We start from the raw sequence: 20,778 nt of genomic DNA, 5'->3' as shown, positions 1-20,778 counted from the left end.
GTTATCCCTGCCCTCCCGTCCTGGCGCCGTTCATCCTCCTGTAGAGCGCCGTGAAAATAAAGGTAATGATGACCGTAATCGTCAGGTTGATGACAGTCGCATAGCTAATATTGAAGTTGTTGAAGCCCTGAATATACGCATACATATTGGTCGTCTCCGTTGCCAGCGAAGGACCACCCCTGGTCATGACATAAATAATATCAAATGTCTTCACGCTGTCGATGATCCGTAAGAGGAAAGCGATCAACAGGGACGGCTTAAGCAGCGGAAGCACGACGTGAACAAACTTTTGGAACGGGCTCGCTCCATCCACCGCAGCAGCTTCAAGCGGCTCGCCCGGCATTGCATCAAGCCCTGCCGCAAGGATCAGGAAGACGAACGGTGTCCACTGCCAGATGTCGGCGATGATGACGGATACCATGGCAAGCTCTGTGCTGCCGAGCCAGTTGTGGTTATTGCCCAGTCCCAGAACGCCCGCATAATAGTTGATGATACCAGCGTTCGGGTCATAGAATACCCGCCAGATCAAGCCTGAGACGACAGGTGTCATGATCATGGGAATCAGCAGCAGTGTACGCACCAGCTTGCGGCCACGGAACTGACGGTTCAGATAGAGTGCCATCGACAGTCCCAGTACAAGCTCGGCCGCAGTGGCCGCCGTGGAGAAGAGCAGCGTTTTAACAAGAGACTGCCAAGCTCTGCCATCCTGTAGCAGCAGCTTGAAGTTATCGAGTCCAACAAAGGTATGGATGGACTTGACCAAATTAATATCCCGGACACTGAGGTAGACCGAGTAGCCCGTAACGATAAGTGACATCACACCAAGCAGCAGCAGTGCGGGCATGAGCCAGTAGAACGGACCGTTGCGAAGCTGCCTTATCATTAGATCACATCCCGGTAACAGAAAGGCCAAGGCTCCTGGCGTGCTTGATCGCGCGGAGCTTGGCCCACCTGCAGATTAAGTTTCGAATAAAGCTGTTATTTTGCAGTCAGCACGCGGTTGTTCAGATCATTCGCTTCCTTCAGGGCGTTCTCCGGCGTCGTGTTGCCGAGAAGCGCCTTGGAGATGGCGACGCCCGTATTGTTGATGATCTCGTTGGCCTGTGGAATCTGCGGCAAATACTGCGTGTTGCCGTTCTCGATGGCAGCCAGCATGGATTCACTGAATGCGCCGTACTGGCTGATGAACGCTTCGTCCTTCATCGCACTCAGCGACGAGACACCGGAGTTCGGATCGATCGATATCGATTTAATCTGCTGCTCCTTGGCCGTCGCCCAGCTCATGAAGAGCCATGCCGCTTCCTTGTTCTGACTGTCCTTGGCGAGATACATGCCATGCACGGCAAGCGAGGATGCGCCGCCCTTCGGATTGTCGGTCTGTGTCGGAACGGGCGCGTAGCCTACTTTGCCCACGACAGACGATTCTTTCGGATCTTCGTTATACGCCCCGTTAACCGTTGCGTCGATTGTCATGGCAGCCTTGCCTTGCTGGAACAGCAAGCGGTTCTCTTGCCAGCCGAAGTTGGCGACACCGGTCGGTCCGTATTTGTTTAAAATATCCGAGTAGTACTGCAGTGCCTTCACCGCCTCCGGGGTCGCCAGATCCGACTTGCCCTCTTCGTTCAGCCATTGGCCGCCAAAGCCCCACAGAAAAGTGGACCATACGTAGACGTTCTGAATGCCCTGCTCGCCGCGCAGCGTAATGCCTGCGATCTCACCGCCGCTCTTCTCGTGCACAGTCTTGGCCGCGGCCATCATCTCATCAAGCGTAGTCGGCACTTGAATACCGTATTCCTCAAACAAGTCCTTGCGGTACATGAGGAACGTGCTTTCCCCGTATACCGGCAGACCGTACAGCTTGTCTCCATACTTCATCGCATTTAAATACTGCGGTACGAAATCTGAACTGTCATAGTTCCGGTTCAGTGCCGCGTTGGTCGTGAACGCATCAAGCGGTTCTACGAAGCCGGCATCTGCATATCCGATGCCGTGCACGATGTCGTCCATGACAATATCGTAGCGTCCGGACCGGCTTGAGAAATTCATTAACGCCTTGGACGTGAGATCACTATACGGCACGATTTCCAGATTGACCTTAATGCCCGTTTCTTCCTCAAATGCCGGGAGCATCTCCTGAATCGCGTTGCTTGTCGAGTGTCCTTCGAGCAGCACATTGATCTCTTTGCCGCTGTAAGGCTGGTTAGAGCCGCCCGCGGCCGAATTGGATGCCCCGTTGACTGCCCCGCCGCCTGCGTTGTTCCCCGTATTGGTATTGGTTGCTCCCTGGCTGCCGCAAGCGCTTACAAATCCGATGCACAGCAAGAGAAGCAGCGCAGCCCATTTGTTCCGTTTGAACATACGAAGTGCCTCCTTATATTTCGGTGGATGAAGTTTCGATTTAGCCTTTTACCGCTACCGGCAGGCCGGTTTGCAGCGACTTCTCCATGCAGGAGGCGATATAGACGGCGCGATATGCTTCTCTGGCCGTGATCGGAAGCGGTTCAAGGCCTCTCGCCGCAAGCACGAAGGACGTCAGCTCTTCCTTCATGATCCCGGTCAGTCTGCCGTACATCTCAACCCCGTACATCGTATCGGGGAATATGAAACGGGTATCCGAATGCACCGTGATGTTCTGATTGACGATATCCACGTTGACCGCTCCGGCAGTGCCGATGATATCAAGCTTGGCGTCAAGCTCCAGATAACGGTCCGGCATGACCCAGCTTGTCTCGTAGCTGCCGACGGCGCCTGATGCAAATTTGAACGTCGTCACGGCCGCATCCCCGACATCGAATTCAGTGAGCCGTTTACGGACCTCCACCGTGTACACCTCGGTAATGCGGTCGCCGGTTACCCATTCAATCGCATCGATGTCATGGACCCCCAGAAACATCAGCACCGAGGTTCGCCCTTTAAGCCGCAGTCCGTTCTGATAGGAATTGTTGCGCCTTGCGTACAGATGCAGAGGAGCTCCGATCTGCCCGGCCTCGACCGCCATGCGGGCATGATAGTATCGCGGATCCCAGCGGAGCGTGTGTCCGACAAGCAGAGTGATGCCTGCTTTTTCCGCCTCCCGCACGATAGCCTCCGCTTCCGCCAGGTCCGTGGCCAGCGGCTTCTCCATCAATACATGCTTGCCGTGCTTGCAAGCCAGCATCGCAAGCTCGTAATGCTGATCGTCCGAAGTACAGATGCTGACAGCGTCAAGCGACGGATTCGCGAACAATGCCTCCAGGCTTTCTGCAGCGGGAACGCCGTACTTTGCAGCCGTCATTTGCGCATGGGCCGCGTTAATGTCGAATACACCAACGAGTTCAACATCCGCCATCTCCGCATACAGCCGTGTATGAGTCTGGCCCATCACACCCAGTCCGATCACGGCAACATTTAATTTGTTCAATGCCCCCAGCCCTTTCATATCAGATTTTGTTACGTTGATTACAATTTCATTATAAAGAGCGGGGCAGGGTGGCAGAATGAACGGAAATCCGGGCTTTGTTCACTATTTTCGGAACATACTATGATGATCGTCACAATTTCCGGTTCAATGTTCACAATCCTTAGAAATGGGAAACAAAAAACTTCCTACTCCGCAGGATAGGAAGCCTCATCGTTCGTGAAATGCAGGGAGCGGTACTGCTTGGGACTGATCCCTTTGATCTTCTTGAACAAGCGGCCAAAGTAATTGATATTATCGTACCCGACCCGCTCCGCAACCGAGTAGCTGGGCAGGTCGGTTGAACGGAGAAGCTCGGCGGCTCTGTCGACCCGTACGAGATTCACATATTCAGTGAAGCCGGTGCCCGTTTCCTTCTTAAACAAATAGCTAAGGTATCCTTCGCTGATGTTAAGCCGCTGCGCGGCCTGCTTGAGAGATAACGGTGACGCATAATTTTCTTCAATAAGACGGACAAGCGCCTGGATATCCGTCCGCATCCTTTCCCGGGCCGCCGACTGGCCGAAGGCAGTCATCTCCGCAATGTAGCTTTCGAACCACTGCTGCGCATCGTCAATACTGCCAAAGGAGACAATCCGGCTGTATGCCGCCTGCTCCCCCTCCTGTTGGAGCCGCCTCCTGAAACGTTCCCCGAGGCGATTCTGTGCAGCCTGGAAAAGATGATACAGGTGCAGCAGCGTCTGAATATTCCTTCGGACGGACAGTCTGGCTTCCTTCATTCGCGTAAACAATGACGTGCAGAATGCAAGGATGCCCGTCTCGTCCAGGCATTCAATCAAACGCATAAGCTCGCGTTCGTCCTCCCTGCCGATCAGAACTGTTTCCGGCGGTGAGGGCCTGCTGCCATAAACATAGACCTTCTCCCAGCCCTCAAGAAAAGAACGGTCAAGCGCTTCCGTGCATTTCTGAAACGCATCGCTTACCGAGGCTGTGTCGACGATGGCCGGACTGACACCAACTCCGACCGAGAGGCCTGCAAGTGTCCGGGCCGCAGCAATCAGATCAGTGCCTATTTCCTGCAGACGAAGGGCAGACAGCTCCGCTTCCCCTTTGACGAGCAGAAGAATCTCCCGCTCGCCGATCCTTACGCCGAGCCCGTCGGTCCATTTGCGCAGATGCTGCTCCAGAATATGCCGCATGGACTCTGTTGCAGGCGATACCGCCGTCCCGGTGGCATCTTTATCCCGCATACGCACCAGCATGACATGGATACGACTGCCGCGAAACCAGGCGTTAAGGCGGTGAAGCTCCCCGGCCGCCAGCTCTGTGCCGTTCAATAACCGGAGAATTGCATCGCTCCATTGCTCATTTGGATCGGATTTAGCGGTTCCGCCATCCGGTGAGGGAACATGCCTGCGCTCGGCCGTCAGCTTCCTGCGCGCCTCGTCCAGATGGGCGAGCAGCTGCTCCGGTTCGACGGAAGCCTTCAACACATAATCGTCCACACCCAGCTTCATCGCCTGGCGCACATATTCAAATTCGCTATGGCTGCTTAGCACGATTATCCTCATACCCGGATAACGCCGCTTCACCGTCGCGATCAATTCAATGCCGTTCATGTTGGGCATCAGAATATCTGTCAGCAGAATGTCGGGTCTCGTTCGCTCAATCATGCTCAGCGCCTCTTTGCCGTCTGAAGCGTCGCCCACGTAACGGAAGCCGTTCGCTTCCCAATCAACAACCGAGCGGATGCCAAGACGGACGATAATTTCATCATCGGCAAGCGCCACTTTAAGCATCATGGCCTGTTCCCTCCTCCTTGATGAAGATTAATGGCAGCAGGTACGAGACCGTCGTGCCGCCGGACGGTTCGCTTGCAACCGTCAATCCGTACCTCTCCCCATATTGGAGCCTGATCCGCTCATGCACGTTCTGCAAGCCGATCCGCCCCGAGGCGCTGCCGCCATCCGAATTCCGCAACCGGCCCTGGAGCTCCTGCAGCTTGTCCAAGCCGATACCTGCGCCGTTGTCGTGCACCTCAACCGTGAGAACCCCTTCCGCAGCCCGCACCCGAATAGTAATTACGCCGCGCTCCCGATGCTGGTCGATTCCATGCTGAATGGCGTTTTCCACGATCGGTTGCAGCATGAACTTAATCGCCTCCGCTTGCCGTAGCGATTCCGGCACCTCATAATGAACCGTAAGCTTCTCATTATATTTGAGCTTCATCAGCTCGGTATACAGCTTTATATAGTCCAATTCCTCACCGAGCCGAATCAGCGTGCTGCCGCCACGGCCGATGCTGGCTTCCATGAGCTTTGCCATCCGTGACAGCATCTGTCCGATTTCCCGTTCGTTGCGCATATACGCCATCCACTTGATGTTATTCAGCGTGTTCAGGATAAAATGCGGGTTGATCTGCGCCTGCAGCGCTGTAAACCGCATCTCCTCCTTCTTCACATATTCTTCTCTGACCCTTACGAGGAGCTCCTTTATTTGCCCCAGCATCTGGTTGTAGGCCTGCTGAAGCACCGCTATTTCCTTGGGCCCTCTGACGGCGATGGGACTGTTGAACTGTTTGTTCTCAATGTCTGTCATCTTGCGGACCATCAGCTCCAGCGGACGCGAAATACCGTTCGAGATGCCGAAGGTGAACAAGGTGAATACGATGAAAATAGTGATGACAGCCAAGATGCTGCGACGGCGGTTGGCGAATATTTCCTTAAACACGGTATCATAAGGAATCGCCTGCACAATGACCCAGCCGTTCTGGCTAATCCGATAATAATTGACAATCGCTTTGTCTGCTCCGCTGCCGACAGCGACCTGTCCCCTGTTGGCGCCATCGGTCAATGCAGACGCATAGTCCGAAGGCAGCTTGGTGCCGAAGCTGGACTTGTCCGAGCCGGAGATTACGGTACCGGTCGCATCAGTGAGATACACGCGGCCGTCCAGGCCTTTCATATATTTGTACATATCCGCTTCAGGCATGCTGTACAGGATAGTTCCGAGATTCTCATGTGTCTGGTAATCGAAAATGGTCATGGTGAGGGAGATGATGGGCTGCCGTTCTGCGAATGTGTAATTGTCCGTGGTAAAGACCCAAAGAAGCTGCTCAGGCGTGCGCAGCAGGCTGCGGTGCCAGTCGCTGCTCATGAAACGTTGTCCCATATCGGGTTCTGTGTATCGGGAAGCGAGGAATTGCCCGCTGCGGTCGACGACCAGTGCATAAGCAGAGCCGTTCGAGCGGGTGATTTTGTTCAGCACATTATACTTCAGTTGCATTTTGTCATAGGCGGATATCACATCCGGCTGCCGAAGCCAGCCAACGATCCCCGGATCGTCAGCAATCGCATTCGCGCTGGCAAACATATTTTCCACGGCGTACTCGATATTGTTGCCCGCCAGCGTCAGAGCCTCTTGTGCGGAATGGCCGATCTTGTCCTTAATTTCGCGTTCCAGCGGCTTGTCCATATAACAAAACAGGAATAAGGAAGGGAGCAACAGAAACAGAAGAATGGAAAAAAAGATTTGATTGCGGATCGAAATGCGGTTCGTTAGCACGTTCATTGCACATTTCCTCCATTTCTTGGTGTTCATGCAATCGAAGCACCGGAAGGGTAATGCCAGCTTACATAACAATATAGCTACGAACCTGCAGGCTGTAAAGAATTTTACATCAGCTTACCGAACAAGTAGCACAGGAACCCGCATGCTGTAAAAAAATTTGATGCAGGCCCTGTGATCGCTCTCTTGCCGATAAAGCTGCGGAAAAATACACGCTATTCTTCTTTCTCTTTGTCATCATGAAGCATCATCTCTAATACCGCATATACAAGCTGCACTCCGTCCTTAATGCCCTGCCTATACAAATATTCATTCTCCAATGCCTGCTTGTAATGATGCTTATCCTCCCATTCCGAGAACTCAGGTTTATTCACAATATCCATATCAGAAAACAGCTTCTGAAATGCCGCATACTCTTCCTTATGTAATTTACTAATCTCTGGATGGCGTATGGTACGGGCTGACACATCATCCAGCCGATGTTGAATAATGCTATCAAACCATATTGGGAGCTTCAAAATGGGTTCCTCCTCGCACATATTGTCTTTCTGTTTGTTCAACTTTTGCATGATGCAGCTGCATCAACAACTGATCTACCTTCTGACTTAATGCCAGTAGCTCTTCATGCTCAGACAAAGGGATAGACTGTTCCAGCAAAGCTTGTCCGAGTTCATTCATCCTGCGTCTTTCTTGCTCGATTTCTTCAAGTAAACGAATCATTATTAGCCTCCTGCTCCCTTCTTTGGGCTGCTTATAGCAATTGCGCCACAAATTTACCTCGTTAGATTTAATGCGAATATCGGTTTATTTTATTTTACTCCGATATCCGCATTAAAACAACAATACTATCTCGTACAATTTGGGTAAAATGAGAGGTGCATATTGATATGAAGCATCGCAAAGAACCACCCGGCGACAAAAACATTATTGGTTCCCGCGTAATCGCCATACGAAGAGCAAAGGGAATGAAGCAAAAAGAATTTTTAGCAAGACTGCAAACCTTTGGTCTGGATATCAGTCCAACCAGCCTATCACGCTTGGAAGGACAGTACCGACTTGTTCAAGACTATGAGATCGTGATCATCGCCAAGGCCTTGGAAATTTCCGTTGGTGAATTGTTAGGTGAAGATTCCGAGTGAATACCGTCGATTCTACACCCCCATCATTTCACGCGCTACTCTGACCGCCATTTTCACTATACGAACAAACTCCAGTATATTAAAAAAAGCAATATTATATTATGCCTCTCAATTCAGCCAGTTAAAATAAACCACCAGTAGAAACTGACGGTTCATTGGGCTCTCACCTCAATATGAAGATAGAGCGAAGGGCATTTAACGAATTTTATTATGTTGGAATCTCATATTTGAGTTCTCTCATCATATTTGTTTGCTGCAAAATAATATTGCTCAGTTTTCCAGAAATAGTTAATGCAGCCAAAGTAACTGGTTTGATATGCAGAAGTGGGCATGATAGGCCCAACAGCCTCTGCGAAGCCTGTGGCTTCGCCCCTTCGCAGTGAATCATGCCCATAGAGGCTCCATGTCAAACCTATGCATAAACCTTACTTGTTGTTGCATATTGACAAAATTCATCGCTGCAAAACTCGGCACTTTTCAATTGCCAAAAACAAGGGGAGTGTCCCCCCCCAGCAAAAATCACGTCAATAGATACCTGGTTACGACATCCAAGAGGTAGAAGGCCTACGAATGAGAGAGCATGCGTGAGAGAAACCCTTAAAACCAGGGTGAGCTAATAAAGCTCTATATTATTAAGTAATTTTCTATTAGGAGGAATTTTATGATTAAAAATACAGTCTCCTATGCCGGAGAAAATATTCTAACTGTTTACCATAAAGGTTTTGATGAAGATGTAAACGATCGTCATTTAAAAACCACGGAAAAGTTGGGACGTTTTAAGCTAACTTTTGAAGAGAAGGTTGTTCCGGACGACGAAGTTGAAAAAATTTCATACAATGGTTGGAAACTAAAAGGACTACTGGGAAAACAAGCAGTTTTAAATCCATATAACGAAGGAGCATGCGCTTTTGTAGAACAATTTGTCTCTATTGATAAACCACGTTGTCTTTTTATTGATGACAAAGAATATTTATTAAAAGTAGACATTCTTACCTTTCAGAAAATATGTTCTTTTACTAAACGTTACATAGGAATTGATTTTTTAAAGATCCCTTTGAGTTTTGGAAATACTTTTGTTTACAGCTACTCACAGATAAATCTTCACCGAAAGGGAAACAATGGTATCGTTGTTGGCATAAAAAGCAAGTTTGATAATATTATCGTACATTTTAAACAAGATAATTTGATTGTATCTACAAAACTGATTGATATCACGGAATTTCCCCAAGGAGAGGAAATTATCATTTTGTCAGATTTGCCTTGGAATAATCATGATATCGAAGTGTATGCTGACAGCGAATTGATCTACTTTGAAAAAGATGTACGTTATTTAAGAGAGTTTGTTATAAATACTACTATTCAAAGGCCAGGCCATACCATCCCCTTAAGAAATCTAGGACAAGATTTTAAAACAATGAGATCAGTCGAAAGTTCAGCGAGTTCAATTATCATTTCAGAAGATGCAGATGCAAAAATTAAACGTTCAGAATCAAACATTCGCAGAGAATTGAATGAACAAGAAGCCGATGACTCTTTTTTGTTTATTAAACCAAATGAAGTCCAAAAAGCTATGGATTTTATAAAAAAAGAACTAGAAAAACCTTGCAAAGAAATATGGTTTTTCGATTCTTACTTTTCTGATCGCAACGGGATTAATTATGCAATAGACTTGATTAGAATTTTTGCTTTTTGTCATGCTGAAGAGAAAAATATAATTTTTTACAATAACCCTACAAAACACGAACATAATCCGATTACTGCTTTAGAATTTTCTACTATCGCTAAAGGAGATTCTGTTATAAAGGCAAGAAAAGGTCCGGGATCATTAGGAATTCAGTTTTGTCAAACTAAACAACGTATCCATGATCGCTTTTTATTCATCATAGATAAAGAAGGTTTTATAACTGGAATAACTATTGGAACATCATTGAACTCTTTAGACAGCAACTATTTTTGTATGTACAAGTTGTACAAGGGAACTGCTCGTCATGTTTTTGAAGAACTAAAAAAATTCGCTACTACTCCTCATATAGCGGAAAAAGTAACAATCTAAAATAGGAGAATTCAAAATGATCGATATAAAAACAATAGCTGAACTTGCTGATATTATCATTGGTCACTGGAATCGGATTCAAGAATATAGGGAAGTTAACGTGCATCTGAAAAGGGTTTTAGGAAAAAAATCAATCTCAAATTTGTTCAAAGAATTCAAAACATTTATGGATTCCTTACCGAATGAGCATATTAAGAAAAAACCCATCTATACTACTATCTTTGTTCTAGCACTTTTTAGACAAAACTTGGACGAAAGTGAACAAATACGAAAGCACTTAAAGAGATATGAACTTATCTCCCCACTTTATGGGGGGCTAGTCATGCTGCTTAAAGGAACTAAACCAAACTTTGCAGTTCGTATCTCTTGGACAGACGACTCCTTCAGAAATAAATACCAGTTTTTAAGAAGATTTGAAGGGGAGTTTGGTTTTTGGGACTACATAGAATTTTTTATGGCTGCAAAAATAATTTATGAAGAGGACAAAGATAAATTTAGAAGGTTAATAAAAGAAGACCGTTCACATCTCTTACTTTTAAATCTAAATGCATATAAACATGAAATCGAAATTCCTGTGGATTGGACTATAGATTTAATGAAAACACAGGACGAACTCCTCCAAAATATTGCCTTCTATTTATTGACGAAAAAACTTAGAAGATACATAGAACGATTGTCAGATGCTAATCGCTATCAAAATACTGAGGGAGAAAATGGAGATCAAAATGAACTATACACTGAGATCGGAGCTGAACTTAGGAAGGTTGAGTATGCTTTATCGCAAGTTGAAGACCAAACACGAGTCTCACTGTTACTTAACTATATTTTAGCCGAGAAAAAGTGGCCACAGTGTTTTTCCACCTGGTTACTAGAGCCAAATGTATGGTTGATATTATCAAAAGAGATAAGGGAAAGCAAAAAGATTAATACATTGGAGGCAGTGCTGTGCTGCCTAGAAGTTATAAAAACTAAAGCGAAAACCTCACACAAACAATATCGAAAGGAAATACTGTATAATGGCACCGTAGAAGTTATGACTGATTTTATTAGAGAAGAAAGAGGAATTTATGAGTGGAAAGAACACGAAGAAAAAATCTTCGAAAAAATATGTGAAATACTACCCAAATCATGCAAAACCAAACTGAAGCAACACTTATACAAGAAGAGCAGGCAATTGTGGTCTTGTAAAATAGACGAGTTAGTCCGCTTCGATATCTATTTGAAGGATCAAAGAAAACAGAGCATTATTGCAGGTATGTTAGCCCAGTTATAAGGAAAATGAGAACCAGAAGTATTTCGGACACAAATTGAGACTTAGTAACTTAGAATATGTTCTTGCTACACCTAATTATACCTGTCCGGAGGTCACTCGGTTTTACAATAAAGAGAATTCGGGAATATCTTAAATGGGTCTGTCAAGATTTCTGTGTAAACTCATTCCAAGGAATCTCCCCCGAGGGGGGATTTAGCGTTTCTAACGTAATAGTTGCTGACCCGATCCGGAAAGAAGACCGAAAGCTGAAGCAGCATCTGTCCCCAGTTTTGGACACGGCCTGTCCATTTTCGCGTCACATCCATTGTGGCCAGGTAGAACATTTTCAGCAGGGCTTCATCGGTAGGAAAGATACGCGAAGCTGCCGGTGGTAACTCTCAATCATGTTTGTGGCGTAGATGAGCTTGCGAATCTCAGGTGGGTACTTGAAAAAGGTAGAGAGCTCCTCCCAGTTGTTCCGCTAAGAGCGGACAATAAGCGGGTACTTGACGCCCCAGACTTCCTCGAAGCGGTCCCCCCTTCCTCCGTTGCGGCTTTGTAAATGGGCTTCAGGGCAGCGGTGACTTTCTTGAGATCCTTGTATGACACGTAGCGGGTGGAATTACGGATTTGATGAATGATACACTTTTGGATCTTGGTCTTTGGATAGCAGGCCGCAATCGCTTCGGAGAACCCACTGAGATTGTCCACACAAATAATGAGAATGTCTTGGACACCACGATTTCGCAGATCATTTATATAGACTGAACTATACAAAGCCGATCAATAACATTCATGGGTTCAGCGTTTACGCGTTTCATGAAAGCAGCCACGTTGATTCGGATGTAATAGAACTTTTTGTAGAACACATTATGAACCACATCACTCTTCAGCCATTTCCAGAGCCCTTCTATCGGATTTAAATCCGGAGAGTACTTGGGAAGAAAGACAAATTGTAACCGGGAGTGCTCCTGTAAAAATGTCTGAATCTGCGCTGCATGGTGGATTCTACCGTTATCCAAAATCATCACGATCTTGCCGGTTGGATATTCCTGTAAAATAAACTCAAGAAATCGGATAAACGCAGGAGCATCGTACGTTACCCCATCCCGGTAGTCCACCTGTCCCGTTTCATAGTTTAATGTTCCGAACAGTTTGGGCGCCCTGATGCTGCCCGTACGTAGGGATTTTGCGTTGATGACCGACCGGAAACCAGTTGTATTGCAAAGATTGGTAGGCTCGAATCATACACTCATCTTCGAAGAGGATATGGTCGATTTCTCCGTTCAAAAGCTTTTTTTGACGCGGGAAAAGTTTCTTGCTTGAAGGCAGCCTGTTCTTCAGGATCTGCCAATTCCAAGGTATACGTTGCCTTCGTGCGGCTGAAGCCCAGACGGTGAAGAAGCTTGGATATCCCTCGTTCAGTGAAGGTTTTTCCAAACTCGCGCTCGACAAAGAGAATGGCGAGCTTCAGGGTCCAGGTGTATTTGGCTTCGATTCCGACGTCAACAGGCCGTTTCGTGGCGATGGTATCGGCAAGTTGTTTCTCTTGTTCATCACGGAGTCGATGGGGTTTCCCGGGCGAGTGACCAAGTGCGAGAGCCTCAATACCACCTTCGCGATAACTATGAATATAACCGCCAACCGTCTTTTCTGTTCGTTTGATGATTTTAGCAATCTCTCGGATGGTACGCCCCTCCAAATGTTGAAGGACGGCGAGGTAACGCTCATACATCCGTTTATCAGAGCTTTCACGCAAAGCCATCTCTAACTTATGTTTTTCATCTATTGTGGTTTACATCGGGATCACATCCTCATTGGGTTTGTTTCCCTTTATTACCCGTTTTAGGAGTAACCGATTTTAAGAAAGGTATTTCTAATGTTTAGTCTATATAGTAAAGGAGTTCTAATGAAAACGGCACCGACCTCCTTCGAGAATTCTTCCCAAAGGGACATGATTTTACTTCAGTAACGGATAAAGAACTTGTAAGTCCATTCGTCTTATCAATAACCGGCCTCGTAAATGTCTGGACTGGAGATCCACTCACGAAACCTTCATGAGAAGAGTTGTTGGACTTAGCTTGACAATCGGTCTCTACGTTTCACAGCAAAAAATTTAAAATAATGATATCTAGCAAAGCCGGCACTCTAAGCTTGATTATATGGAGGCGCAACCAACTCAACTGAGTAATTTCCGTATGTAATTTCAGATGGTTTAATTTCATTTTTTTGATTGTAGGGACTTTCTTTTTGAATTAAGTCAAACAAACTTGTTATGGTAATACTTTCACTTGTAAGCGTCCCAATTAATTCAAGCAGGTTGTACCATTGACACCAAGCTGTATTACTATTTGGCTTTTCATTTCCAGAATAATTCCCATTATGTCTACCAATAACAAAAAGTTTAATTTTATCCTTGTTTATAAATTGTGGGCTTAATTGCAGAAAATCAGCTATTCGTTTTTCTGAAGCTGTATTAATCCACTGTTCAATATCGTTGACCCACTTTTTTGACTTCTCTATATAGTTCTTTCTTTTACTTATAAATGATCGTGTTGATTCATATATTGAATCCTGCCATTTTAGTTGAATAAAAGCAATATCCCCTGTCTCTTTATCAAGAATACATGCATCGATATCCGTAATAATTCTCCCATTGTCAAAAATATCAATACTTCTATCAAATTTAATAAAACGATTGTTATCAAAGTACTTATAAAGTTTGCTTCTAAATAATTGTTCTCTCTCTATAGTATTGCGGTCCCAATCTTTTGAATATTGTCTTTTTAACTCAGACAACATAAAATCAATTGGCCTATAGATGCATCCGGTAAATGAACGCAACAACTGTGTAGAAGATATTCTCACGAATAATGGAACTGGAGTACCTATATAACTGTAGTATTCCTTTTTTTTGTCATCATATATAAACTTGTCAAATATATCTTCACTTGTTTCTTTAGAAACGCCTAAAATATATGTCAGCGAATCCAAGAAAACATCATAATCTACAACAAGCGGTAGTATATTAACTTTTTTCAGACTAGGATCTTTTTTCGTTGCTATCTCAACAAATTGCGAATGTTTTAAACATATTGATTCAATAGCAATGAGCGCATCTAGAAAAAAATGATACTCAATACCTCCAAATTTGGAAGAAAGCGCGAATCCGTCCCATTCTGTTGCTTGCGCAAAATCCAACTGTGCATTGCGAATGAAGAAAAGATCTACTTCAGGGTCAGCATCATAACCGATAAAATTATAATTCCATGTATACACTAATTTCTCCATCTTTTTAATGATCCTTGGAAGTTGACTAAATCCTTTAATATACTCATTCTCCAAAGAATTCAATATTGCATGAGAGTACTTCACAGACTTTGTTTTTTCATATCTTTCAATTGAATAGTGCGTATTCACATAAGATAGGCGTGCATTTTTCTCACTAATAAGCTCATATTTTAATATTCCGAACCGAAGCAGTTCTTCGTAATTTTCCATGAGTCCCGCTTTAAAACAAATATCCAAGAATGTCCTAACGTTTTGTATAGATTGCGGTGTTGAAGGTATTAATGGGCAACCTTCAACTTTGTTATAATCTTTATATAGATAACGAAATGCTATCGAAAGGGAAAAATTAATAAAATTAAGAGCTTCATCACTGTCTCCATGACTTTTATAAAGTACCGAATCGTAAGTTTGATCACAATAGCGAATCACTTCATTAATAAGTAATTGCTGTTCTCTTATTGATAATCCGGTTATATACCTTTCTACTCTGTTTAATGCGTGATCTCTAATTTTTCTTATTATTGTTATATTTTCCATATAATCACCCTTCATAAATTAAAAAGCATACTAAACCTAAACTCCCAACTTTCTGAAAGCACGAAAAGGCTCCAATCTTTGATAGAATGGTGTTCGTCGGAACAGCATCACCCTAAGAGAGGGAGCACCTTTTAGGTGAAGTCTACCATATATATCCGAAAAGCAAGAACGAATTTTCCATACAGAACCTAACAAGTTCCGGCAGCATCAAATCTTTCTGACGTTTCTCGAAAACATCAAACTGTCAGAGGCGATGTGCATCTTCTCCGGCGAGAAAGGCGAACAATGTACTCTTCCCTTTGCACCGCATTCTATTTTACCTCATCATCGGCTGTAAGCGGATTTTTCATTTTCGTAAGCTAGAACAGAACGTTGCTGAGCCGTTTCCCGGGTGGACGCTACCTACATCATAGCTTGTTGGATAATCATAGGTTGTCGAATAAAGATCTCGAAAGATGAGAGCGGTCATATCCCGAGCTAGCGATGGAGTTGCGACTCCCCATCAGGAGACCATTCGTCAGTGTTTGCCTACTAGCCTCATCCTCGATCTGGATTCCATGGTTGAGATGGTCTACGGCTGTCAGGGCGGCGCGATCAAAGGGACCCTTTCAAATAAACCAGGCCGGAAGAGCTACCACCCGTTGCTGGCTTTTGAAGGACAAACCCGCTTGAACCTGAATGCCCAGTTTCGTCCCGGTAATACGCACCCCTCCACGGACGGTCCTGAAGAAAACTTCATCCTGCTCGGCGAGCGCAAGATGACCTGCGCCCGGTTTGACAAAGACTTTGGCGCCGAAGGCTTCTACACCTTGTTGAAAAGCCAGAAGATCAGCTATGTCGGCAAGCTGAAATCAACGTAGCGACAGGAGCAGGAAGTTCGGGGATGTCGCTACTGGGCGCATTACGTCGATGAAGATTGGGGCATCGAAAGCATCACCCTTATCAACAATGCAAACACTTGGAAGAAGAAGACAGTTAATGGCATAATATTCCATCTCCAAAAAATCCATAAATCTCAAGTGAAATCTCCTTCATTGAACAAAAAGTTACCAGTCAGAAACTAGGTGATAATTTGTTCAATTAATTCAAGGCACCTGTACTCTGAGTCCTGCTTCAATTCACACTCCCAAACGAAAATAACTTTCCAGCCCATTTCCTGAAGCGATTGTTTTCTCTTTTGATCTCTCAGGGCATTGCCTTCGATTTTCTTAATCCAGTAATTCGTATTCGATTTAGGGATACGGTAGTATTTGCATCCTTCATGGGCATGCCAGAAACATCCATGTATAAAGACAACCGTCTTATACTTTGGTAGAATAACATCGGGTTTCCCAGGCAGTTTCTTATCATGCAATCTGTAGCGGAAACCTTTGCTGTACAAATACCTCCTGACAATCATTTCAGGAGCAGTGTTCTTCGATCTTATCTTGGACATCATCTTGCTGCGTTCTTCTATTGTCAATGTATCTACCATTAGCAAGTCCCCCCTGCCCGTTAGATAATCCATTGCACGAATCCAGCATTTCTGCAAGTTTAGTTGCAATAGTCCTTGCCATTATCGGTGGTACTGCGTTTCCAACTTGCTGATATTGCGAATCCTTGCTTCCTATAAATACATAATCATCAGGAAAGGATTGAAGTCTGGCTGCTTCGCGAATGCTTATTGCTCGTGAAATTGTTGGGTGAATCCACATTGATTTGCGTACATTTGTAACTGTTCCAGAAGGCTTACCATATTCAAGTCTTAAATATATTGAATTCTGTGTTCTTTCCGGTCGAGTGTACGTATTCTCAATTAAGCTGCGATCTAGATCATGGAAGTTCTGTCCTTGCCCCAAAGCTTCAAAACGTTTTTTGGCAGTCTCTCGTGTTTCCGTAGCTACGTGATTGCTTAACAGTGACGCATTGCGTAGCTGTCTTGTAAGCTCTGTTGCTTGAAATTCATTAGTTAGTGGGATTGGATCATCCTCTGTATTAAAAACCGGAGCTATATGCTCTAAATCTTGTATTGCATCATACACAGTATGATACTCTGCTTCTTTATATACTCTCGAAGGTAATTCTGGTTGAAGATGCAAGTCTTTTCTTAACCCAACAGCAATATATCTTTCACGAAGTTGCGGTACCCCAAACCATGCAGCATTGAGCACACCATCATCTATGTGATACAACTGCCCCAGCCTTTTGCCAATGTAATCAATGACCGAGTATGAACTAGCCTCTACATGCACGCCTCTTTGATCTATTCTTAAGTCGTGTATAGCTATATTGTTATCCAACAGTTCTTTTGCATGCATCATTAGGCGTTGAACACTGAGATAATTCAACATTTCATGTTCCGCTTCTTCAAATACAATTTCCTCTCCAGCATATCTAATAAATGTATTAAGTGAAGCTTGCTCAAAATTAATATATTGTCTTGAAATAGCTTGGCTTCTCTTAGGCAGTGCTGAGATATGATTTATACATTGCTTTCCTTTGCTTAGAGCCTTCTCCCTTGTCTCTTCCTTCCTAGAGTTTTTATGCAACATTCTTAACGCATAAAACACCTTGTCAGGCAAAATCAATTCATTTAAAATAGCTGGATCAAACAAATAATCATTAATATCGGCCACAGGGCATTCTGTTTCTAGCAGACAAATCGTTTCGTTGCGAGTGGTTATTCCTAGTTGCTCAAATTCAACTCCATCATTATGTGCACAATAGAACCGGTGAATATCCGACTTAAGCATCCGAACATTCTCCATCACAAAAGCTTTTGGTTTCAGATTGAGAATCACTTCAACATACTTCTTAACCAGGCTATTGTTTTGACTAATGATATGATTTCGTTGACGATTTGCATTTGAGAATCCTTGGCAAGGGGGTCCTCCAACAACTACATCAAATTCTCCATACAAACGCTTGAATAAGTCGTAGTCAGTTATATCCAAGATATCACTAAGGACTTCTGTATTCTCATGATTGCGTTCATACGTTGCTTTTGCATAGTCATTTTTTTCGACTGCGACAGCAATATTATATCTTCCTGTCTGCATAAAACCCAAACTCATGCCGCCCGCACCTGCAAACAAGTCTAATAGTCTATACACAACTTACCACCTCTTTTCAAGCGTCCTTCCAACCTTCAATAATAACCCTTTCAAGCAAAGAAAGCAACTTTTGGCTATGTATTGAGTTTGGCAACTTCGCAGGCATATTGCAAGCTATTTTCAAAGCCTCTGCCTCCATGTGATAAGGTATTTGCTTTTCAAGAATAAATGAGTATACTTTTCTCCAGTATTCTGCTCCGTAATTTACCACTCTTGTCTGTGCCTCAATGCCGCTAACAATTTTCTGATCCTTGCGGGCTCTGCGAACCTCTGTTTTATCATCTCCTGAAGCAATAAGAACCGATTTTATTTCTGTATCAAGAGTAATATTCAAACCTTTTACTCTATTCCAACAGGCTTCTCTTTTGCACCATTGTGTTACGTTAGCAACAGCTCGTGAAGGATCGGTAATAGAATCAAGTACTGCTTTGGCTAGTTTGTTTAATTGGCTTGTAAGAACATTCGGTACTTCTTGTTTATTCCAGATAATCTGCAAATCCAAAACATACATCGGATATTGTTTTTTTACCAAATGTACCAGTAAAGCAATTGAGTAGGTTACAATGTTGGCACGATATCCAAGTTCATACCATGACTGATGAGTAACCAGCTTTTCGACATGCTTGAATAGAATATAAAAGGAGATTGATTCTTGAAAAAACCTTTCATTGAAGGAATCCTCTGAAAGCTGCCATTCATTATCAATCCATTCAGCGAACTCTCTAAAATTGGACTGAGCCCCTTTGCTGACAACGTGAGGCAACCCTCGCCATGTATTACGAGCTTTTGCCAGATCTGTTTTAGTAATAAGCTGATACTTAGGATTTTGTGTAAGGAAACGATTGCGTTCTGCTTTAGTCATACGCATTTGAGTTTGAAGATATTGCCCTCTAGCCCGTTCATAAAACCAACGAGTATCATGTTGAGAACCCCCTGTTGCTGGAGCAAACAGCCTGCGTGAGATCTGTTCCATACGTATATGAAAGGGATGCGTTGAAAAGAAGTCAGCATCGCTGATCTTATTTTGGCTGTTTGACGACTTTGAAATCTTTTGCATTAGATTATGCGTTTCATCAGGTTCAGCTTTGATTTCAGTAAGTTTCATTTGTACACTAATCCCATCAATATTAGCTTTATCTTTATAACGTGCACTAGATAGCGAGGCTGTTGTTTGCCCTCCATTAATAATTTGAAAATCACTAACGTAGGTAATGAATCTCCCCTCGGGTTTTTCTTCTACTACTACATCCACTGCGGTTGCTGCAATTCCATTGTTGAACGCAAAAAACATTTTGGGAGAATTCAGGATTGTCTCCCGTATCTTTTTGTTTACTGCTACTTTTGTGCTCAAAAATGACCGAACATTGCCCTCAAGTAATTGCGAGCCAAATTGATCATATATATCGGCTACTACTGAACCGGGAATTACGCACAAAAAAGAACGATAGGAATTGTCTCCAAAATTGCTCGCATCAAGACAAGGGATGCCGCTAGCAGTGTACTGCATAAAATTAATCTCAACGCTTTCCCGGCCAGATTCAGCCAAAAACATTTTATAAAGACGCTCAACATCCCAGATCTGAAATTCTACGCTTACTCCTTCAAATTCTTTGACCGGGAAGCTTTCAATTCGGCCACTCATTAATCCATCAGTAAATAGCAGAACACGATACTTCCGAATGCGTTCCTTATTGGTTCTCAATATATCAACTAAATCTGCTGCCGAACTACTTATCTCAATTTTGTCATACAATTTATTATTGAAAGTCTCTTCAACAAACCGAAGAGGCCACTGAAATATTTGCTCTGCTTCTGACCGAGTGAGTCTTCTCTCAGCATCATTTCCGAGGTAGTCTGCCACAATAAGGTTCATAGTATAATCAAACTCATCCAATGCGTATCCGTCAATTCTCAACTTACGGTTCCGCAATCCTGAGCCTAAATAGAAGGAGGCTTCAAAATCCGGAAGCACTTCAGCACTTACAAGATAGTTTGAAACAATTCCAACAAAGGCCGCACTTGAACCCTCGCCATAGGCTGCAGCAGTTGAACGAACATCCTCGAGAAATTCTTTTCTAAAATCCTGCAGATCCATATGGCACCTCCAAATTCATCACTGAATTCTCCAACTCTCAATAGCTGGTATACTAATGTTATAGCTTGCTGCTGCAATTTGAGTAGGGATATTACTGTTAATTAGTTTAGGAAAACTATCATCTACTCTATAGCCCTGATTCCCGCCGAGCCTATACCAGTATTCTTTATATTCCAATGAATCTATGAACCCTATTCGCAATAGCTTGTCGTTGAATAGATCGAGAGTTGCTTGGTAGCTTTTTAAAACTCCTCGTATATCATCTACTTTGCTCAGCATGGATCGGCTACACTTGATTGGACAAGAAAAATAAGGGCTTGTAGAATAAACCTATCATGTTAAGGAGCGGATCTCT

The 20,778-nt window shown here is 44.2% G+C and carries 15 protein-coding genes and 4 pseudogenes; 5 read left to right on the top strand and 14 right to left on the bottom strand.

Translation table 11 applies throughout. The features are described 5' to 3' along the window. Position 1: 1 nt before the first annotated feature. The 7 genes from ACI1P2_RS14660 to ACI1P2_RS14630 all read right to left on the bottom strand — a co-directional run bounded on the left by ACI1P2_RS14660 (position 2) and on the right by ACI1P2_RS14630 (position 7,684). Positions 2–883, bottom strand: a complete 882-nt coding sequence (locus tag ACI1P2_RS14660) for a carbohydrate ABC transporter permease (RefSeq protein ID WP_355320596.1) — start codon at positions 881–883, stop codon at positions 2–4. Positions 884–978: 95 nt separating this feature from the next. Further along, on the bottom strand, positions 979–2,358 hold the full coding sequence (locus ACI1P2_RS14655; RefSeq protein ID WP_355320595.1) for an ABC transporter substrate-binding protein: 1,380 nt from the start codon (positions 2,356–2,358) through the stop codon (positions 979–981). Between the two features lie 40 nt (positions 2,359–2,398). After that, positions 2,399–3,400 carry a Gfo/Idh/MocA family protein gene (locus ACI1P2_RS14650; RefSeq protein WP_355320594.1) on the bottom strand — a complete coding sequence of 334 codons (1,002 nt, stop codon included), beginning with the start codon at positions 3,398–3,400 and terminating at the stop codon, positions 2,399–2,401. A 185-nt stretch (positions 3,401–3,585) separates the two neighbouring features. Continuing rightward, positions 3,586–5,199, bottom strand: coding sequence for a response regulator (locus tag ACI1P2_RS14645; protein ID WP_355320593.1), 1,614 nt, complete (start codon positions 5,197–5,199; stop codon positions 3,586–3,588). Then, entirely contained in the window at positions 5,189–6,967 is a 1,779-nt protein-coding gene (locus tag ACI1P2_RS14640) for a sensor histidine kinase (protein ID WP_355320592.1), read from the bottom strand. Before ACI1P2_RS14640 ends, ACI1P2_RS14645 begins: the two co-directional genes overlap by 11 nt. A gap of 212 nt (positions 6,968–7,179) precedes the next feature. Continuing rightward, positions 7,180–7,482, bottom strand: coding sequence for a hypothetical protein (locus ACI1P2_RS14635; RefSeq protein ID WP_355320591.1), 303 nt, complete (start codon positions 7,480–7,482; stop codon positions 7,180–7,182). Continuing rightward, positions 7,460–7,684, bottom strand: coding sequence for an aspartyl-phosphate phosphatase Spo0E family protein (locus ACI1P2_RS14630; protein ID WP_355320590.1), 225 nt, complete (start codon positions 7,682–7,684; stop codon positions 7,460–7,462). The genes ACI1P2_RS14635 and ACI1P2_RS14630 overlap by 23 nt, the downstream gene beginning before the upstream one ends. Before the next feature lie 167 nt (positions 7,685–7,851). On the opposite strand from ACI1P2_RS14630, the gene ACI1P2_RS14625 reads away from it, so the two are divergent. The 3 genes from ACI1P2_RS14625 to ACI1P2_RS14615 all read left to right on the top strand — a co-directional run bounded on the left by ACI1P2_RS14625 (position 7,852) and on the right by ACI1P2_RS14615 (position 11,429). Continuing rightward, positions 7,852–8,103 (top strand): helix-turn-helix domain-containing protein, encoded by a 252-nt coding sequence (locus ACI1P2_RS14625; protein ID WP_355320589.1) that lies wholly within the window; start codon positions 7,852–7,854, stop codon positions 8,101–8,103. A 661-nt stretch (positions 8,104–8,764) separates the two neighbouring features. Next, positions 8,765–10,156 carry a hypothetical protein gene (locus ACI1P2_RS14620; protein WP_355320588.1) on the top strand — a complete coding sequence of 464 codons (1,392 nt, stop codon included), beginning with the start codon at positions 8,765–8,767 and terminating at the stop codon, positions 10,154–10,156. A 16-nt stretch (positions 10,157–10,172) separates the two neighbouring features. After that, positions 10,173–11,429: a hypothetical protein gene (locus ACI1P2_RS14615; protein WP_355320587.1), complete on the top strand. Its 1,257-nt coding sequence runs from the start codon at positions 10,173–10,175 to the stop codon at positions 11,427–11,429. 161 nt (positions 11,430–11,590) lie between these two features. Here the strand turns inward: ACI1P2_RS14615 and ACI1P2_RS14610 are convergent. After that, positions 11,591–12,167: pseudogene (locus tag ACI1P2_RS14610) on the bottom strand (IS256 family transposase); the annotation flags it as partial. Continuing rightward, positions 12,164–13,173, bottom strand: a pseudogene (locus tag ACI1P2_RS14605) (IS630 family transposase). The pseudogenes ACI1P2_RS14610 and ACI1P2_RS14605, both read right to left, overlap by 4 nt. Positions 13,174–13,307: 134 nt before the next feature. Here ACI1P2_RS14605 and ACI1P2_RS31465 point away from each other — a divergent pair. After that, positions 13,308–13,528, top strand: a pseudogene (locus ACI1P2_RS31465) (hypothetical protein); the annotation flags it as partial. 28 nt (positions 13,529–13,556) lie between these two features. Here ACI1P2_RS31465 and ACI1P2_RS14600 read toward each other — a convergent pair. Further along, the gene (locus ACI1P2_RS14600; protein WP_408976227.1) at positions 13,557–15,236 is read right to left on the bottom strand and encodes a hypothetical protein; all 1,680 of its coding nucleotides are present in this window, start codon (positions 15,234–15,236) and stop codon (positions 13,557–13,559) included. A 149-nt stretch (positions 15,237–15,385) separates the two neighbouring features. Here ACI1P2_RS14600 and ACI1P2_RS31460 point away from each other — a divergent pair. Then, positions 15,386–16,201, top strand: a pseudogene (locus tag ACI1P2_RS31460) (transposase); the annotation flags it as partial. Positions 16,202–16,296: 95 nt separating this feature from the next. Here ACI1P2_RS31460 and ACI1P2_RS14590 read toward each other — a convergent pair. The 4 genes from ACI1P2_RS14590 to ACI1P2_RS14575 are packed head-to-tail and all read right to left on the bottom strand — an operon-like array spanning position 16,297 to position 20,702. Continuing rightward, positions 16,297–16,671, bottom strand: coding sequence for a very short patch repair endonuclease (locus ACI1P2_RS14590; RefSeq protein WP_355320584.1), 375 nt, complete (start codon positions 16,669–16,671; stop codon positions 16,297–16,299). Next, on the bottom strand, positions 16,637–18,328 hold the full coding sequence (locus ACI1P2_RS14585; RefSeq protein ID WP_355320583.1) for a DNA cytosine methyltransferase: 1,692 nt from the start codon (positions 18,326–18,328) through the stop codon (positions 16,637–16,639). Before ACI1P2_RS14585 ends, ACI1P2_RS14590 begins: the two co-directional genes overlap by 35 nt. 16 nt (positions 18,329–18,344) lie before the next feature. Then, positions 18,345–20,423, bottom strand: coding sequence for an AIPR family protein (locus ACI1P2_RS14580; RefSeq protein WP_355320582.1), 2,079 nt, complete (start codon positions 20,421–20,423; stop codon positions 18,345–18,347). 18 nt (positions 20,424–20,441) lie between these two features. Beyond that, on the bottom strand, positions 20,442–20,702 hold the full coding sequence (locus ACI1P2_RS14575; protein WP_355320581.1) for a PD-(D/E)XK motif protein: 261 nt from the start codon (positions 20,700–20,702) through the stop codon (positions 20,442–20,444). Positions 20,703–20,778 lie beyond the last annotated feature (76 nt).

The organism is Paenibacillus jiangxiensis, from assembly GCF_046098255.1.
Lineage (GTDB): Bacteria > Bacillota > Bacilli > Paenibacillales > Paenibacillaceae > Paenibacillus > Paenibacillus jiagnxiensis.
This window is presented reverse-complemented; position numbering and strand designations above follow the sequence as displayed.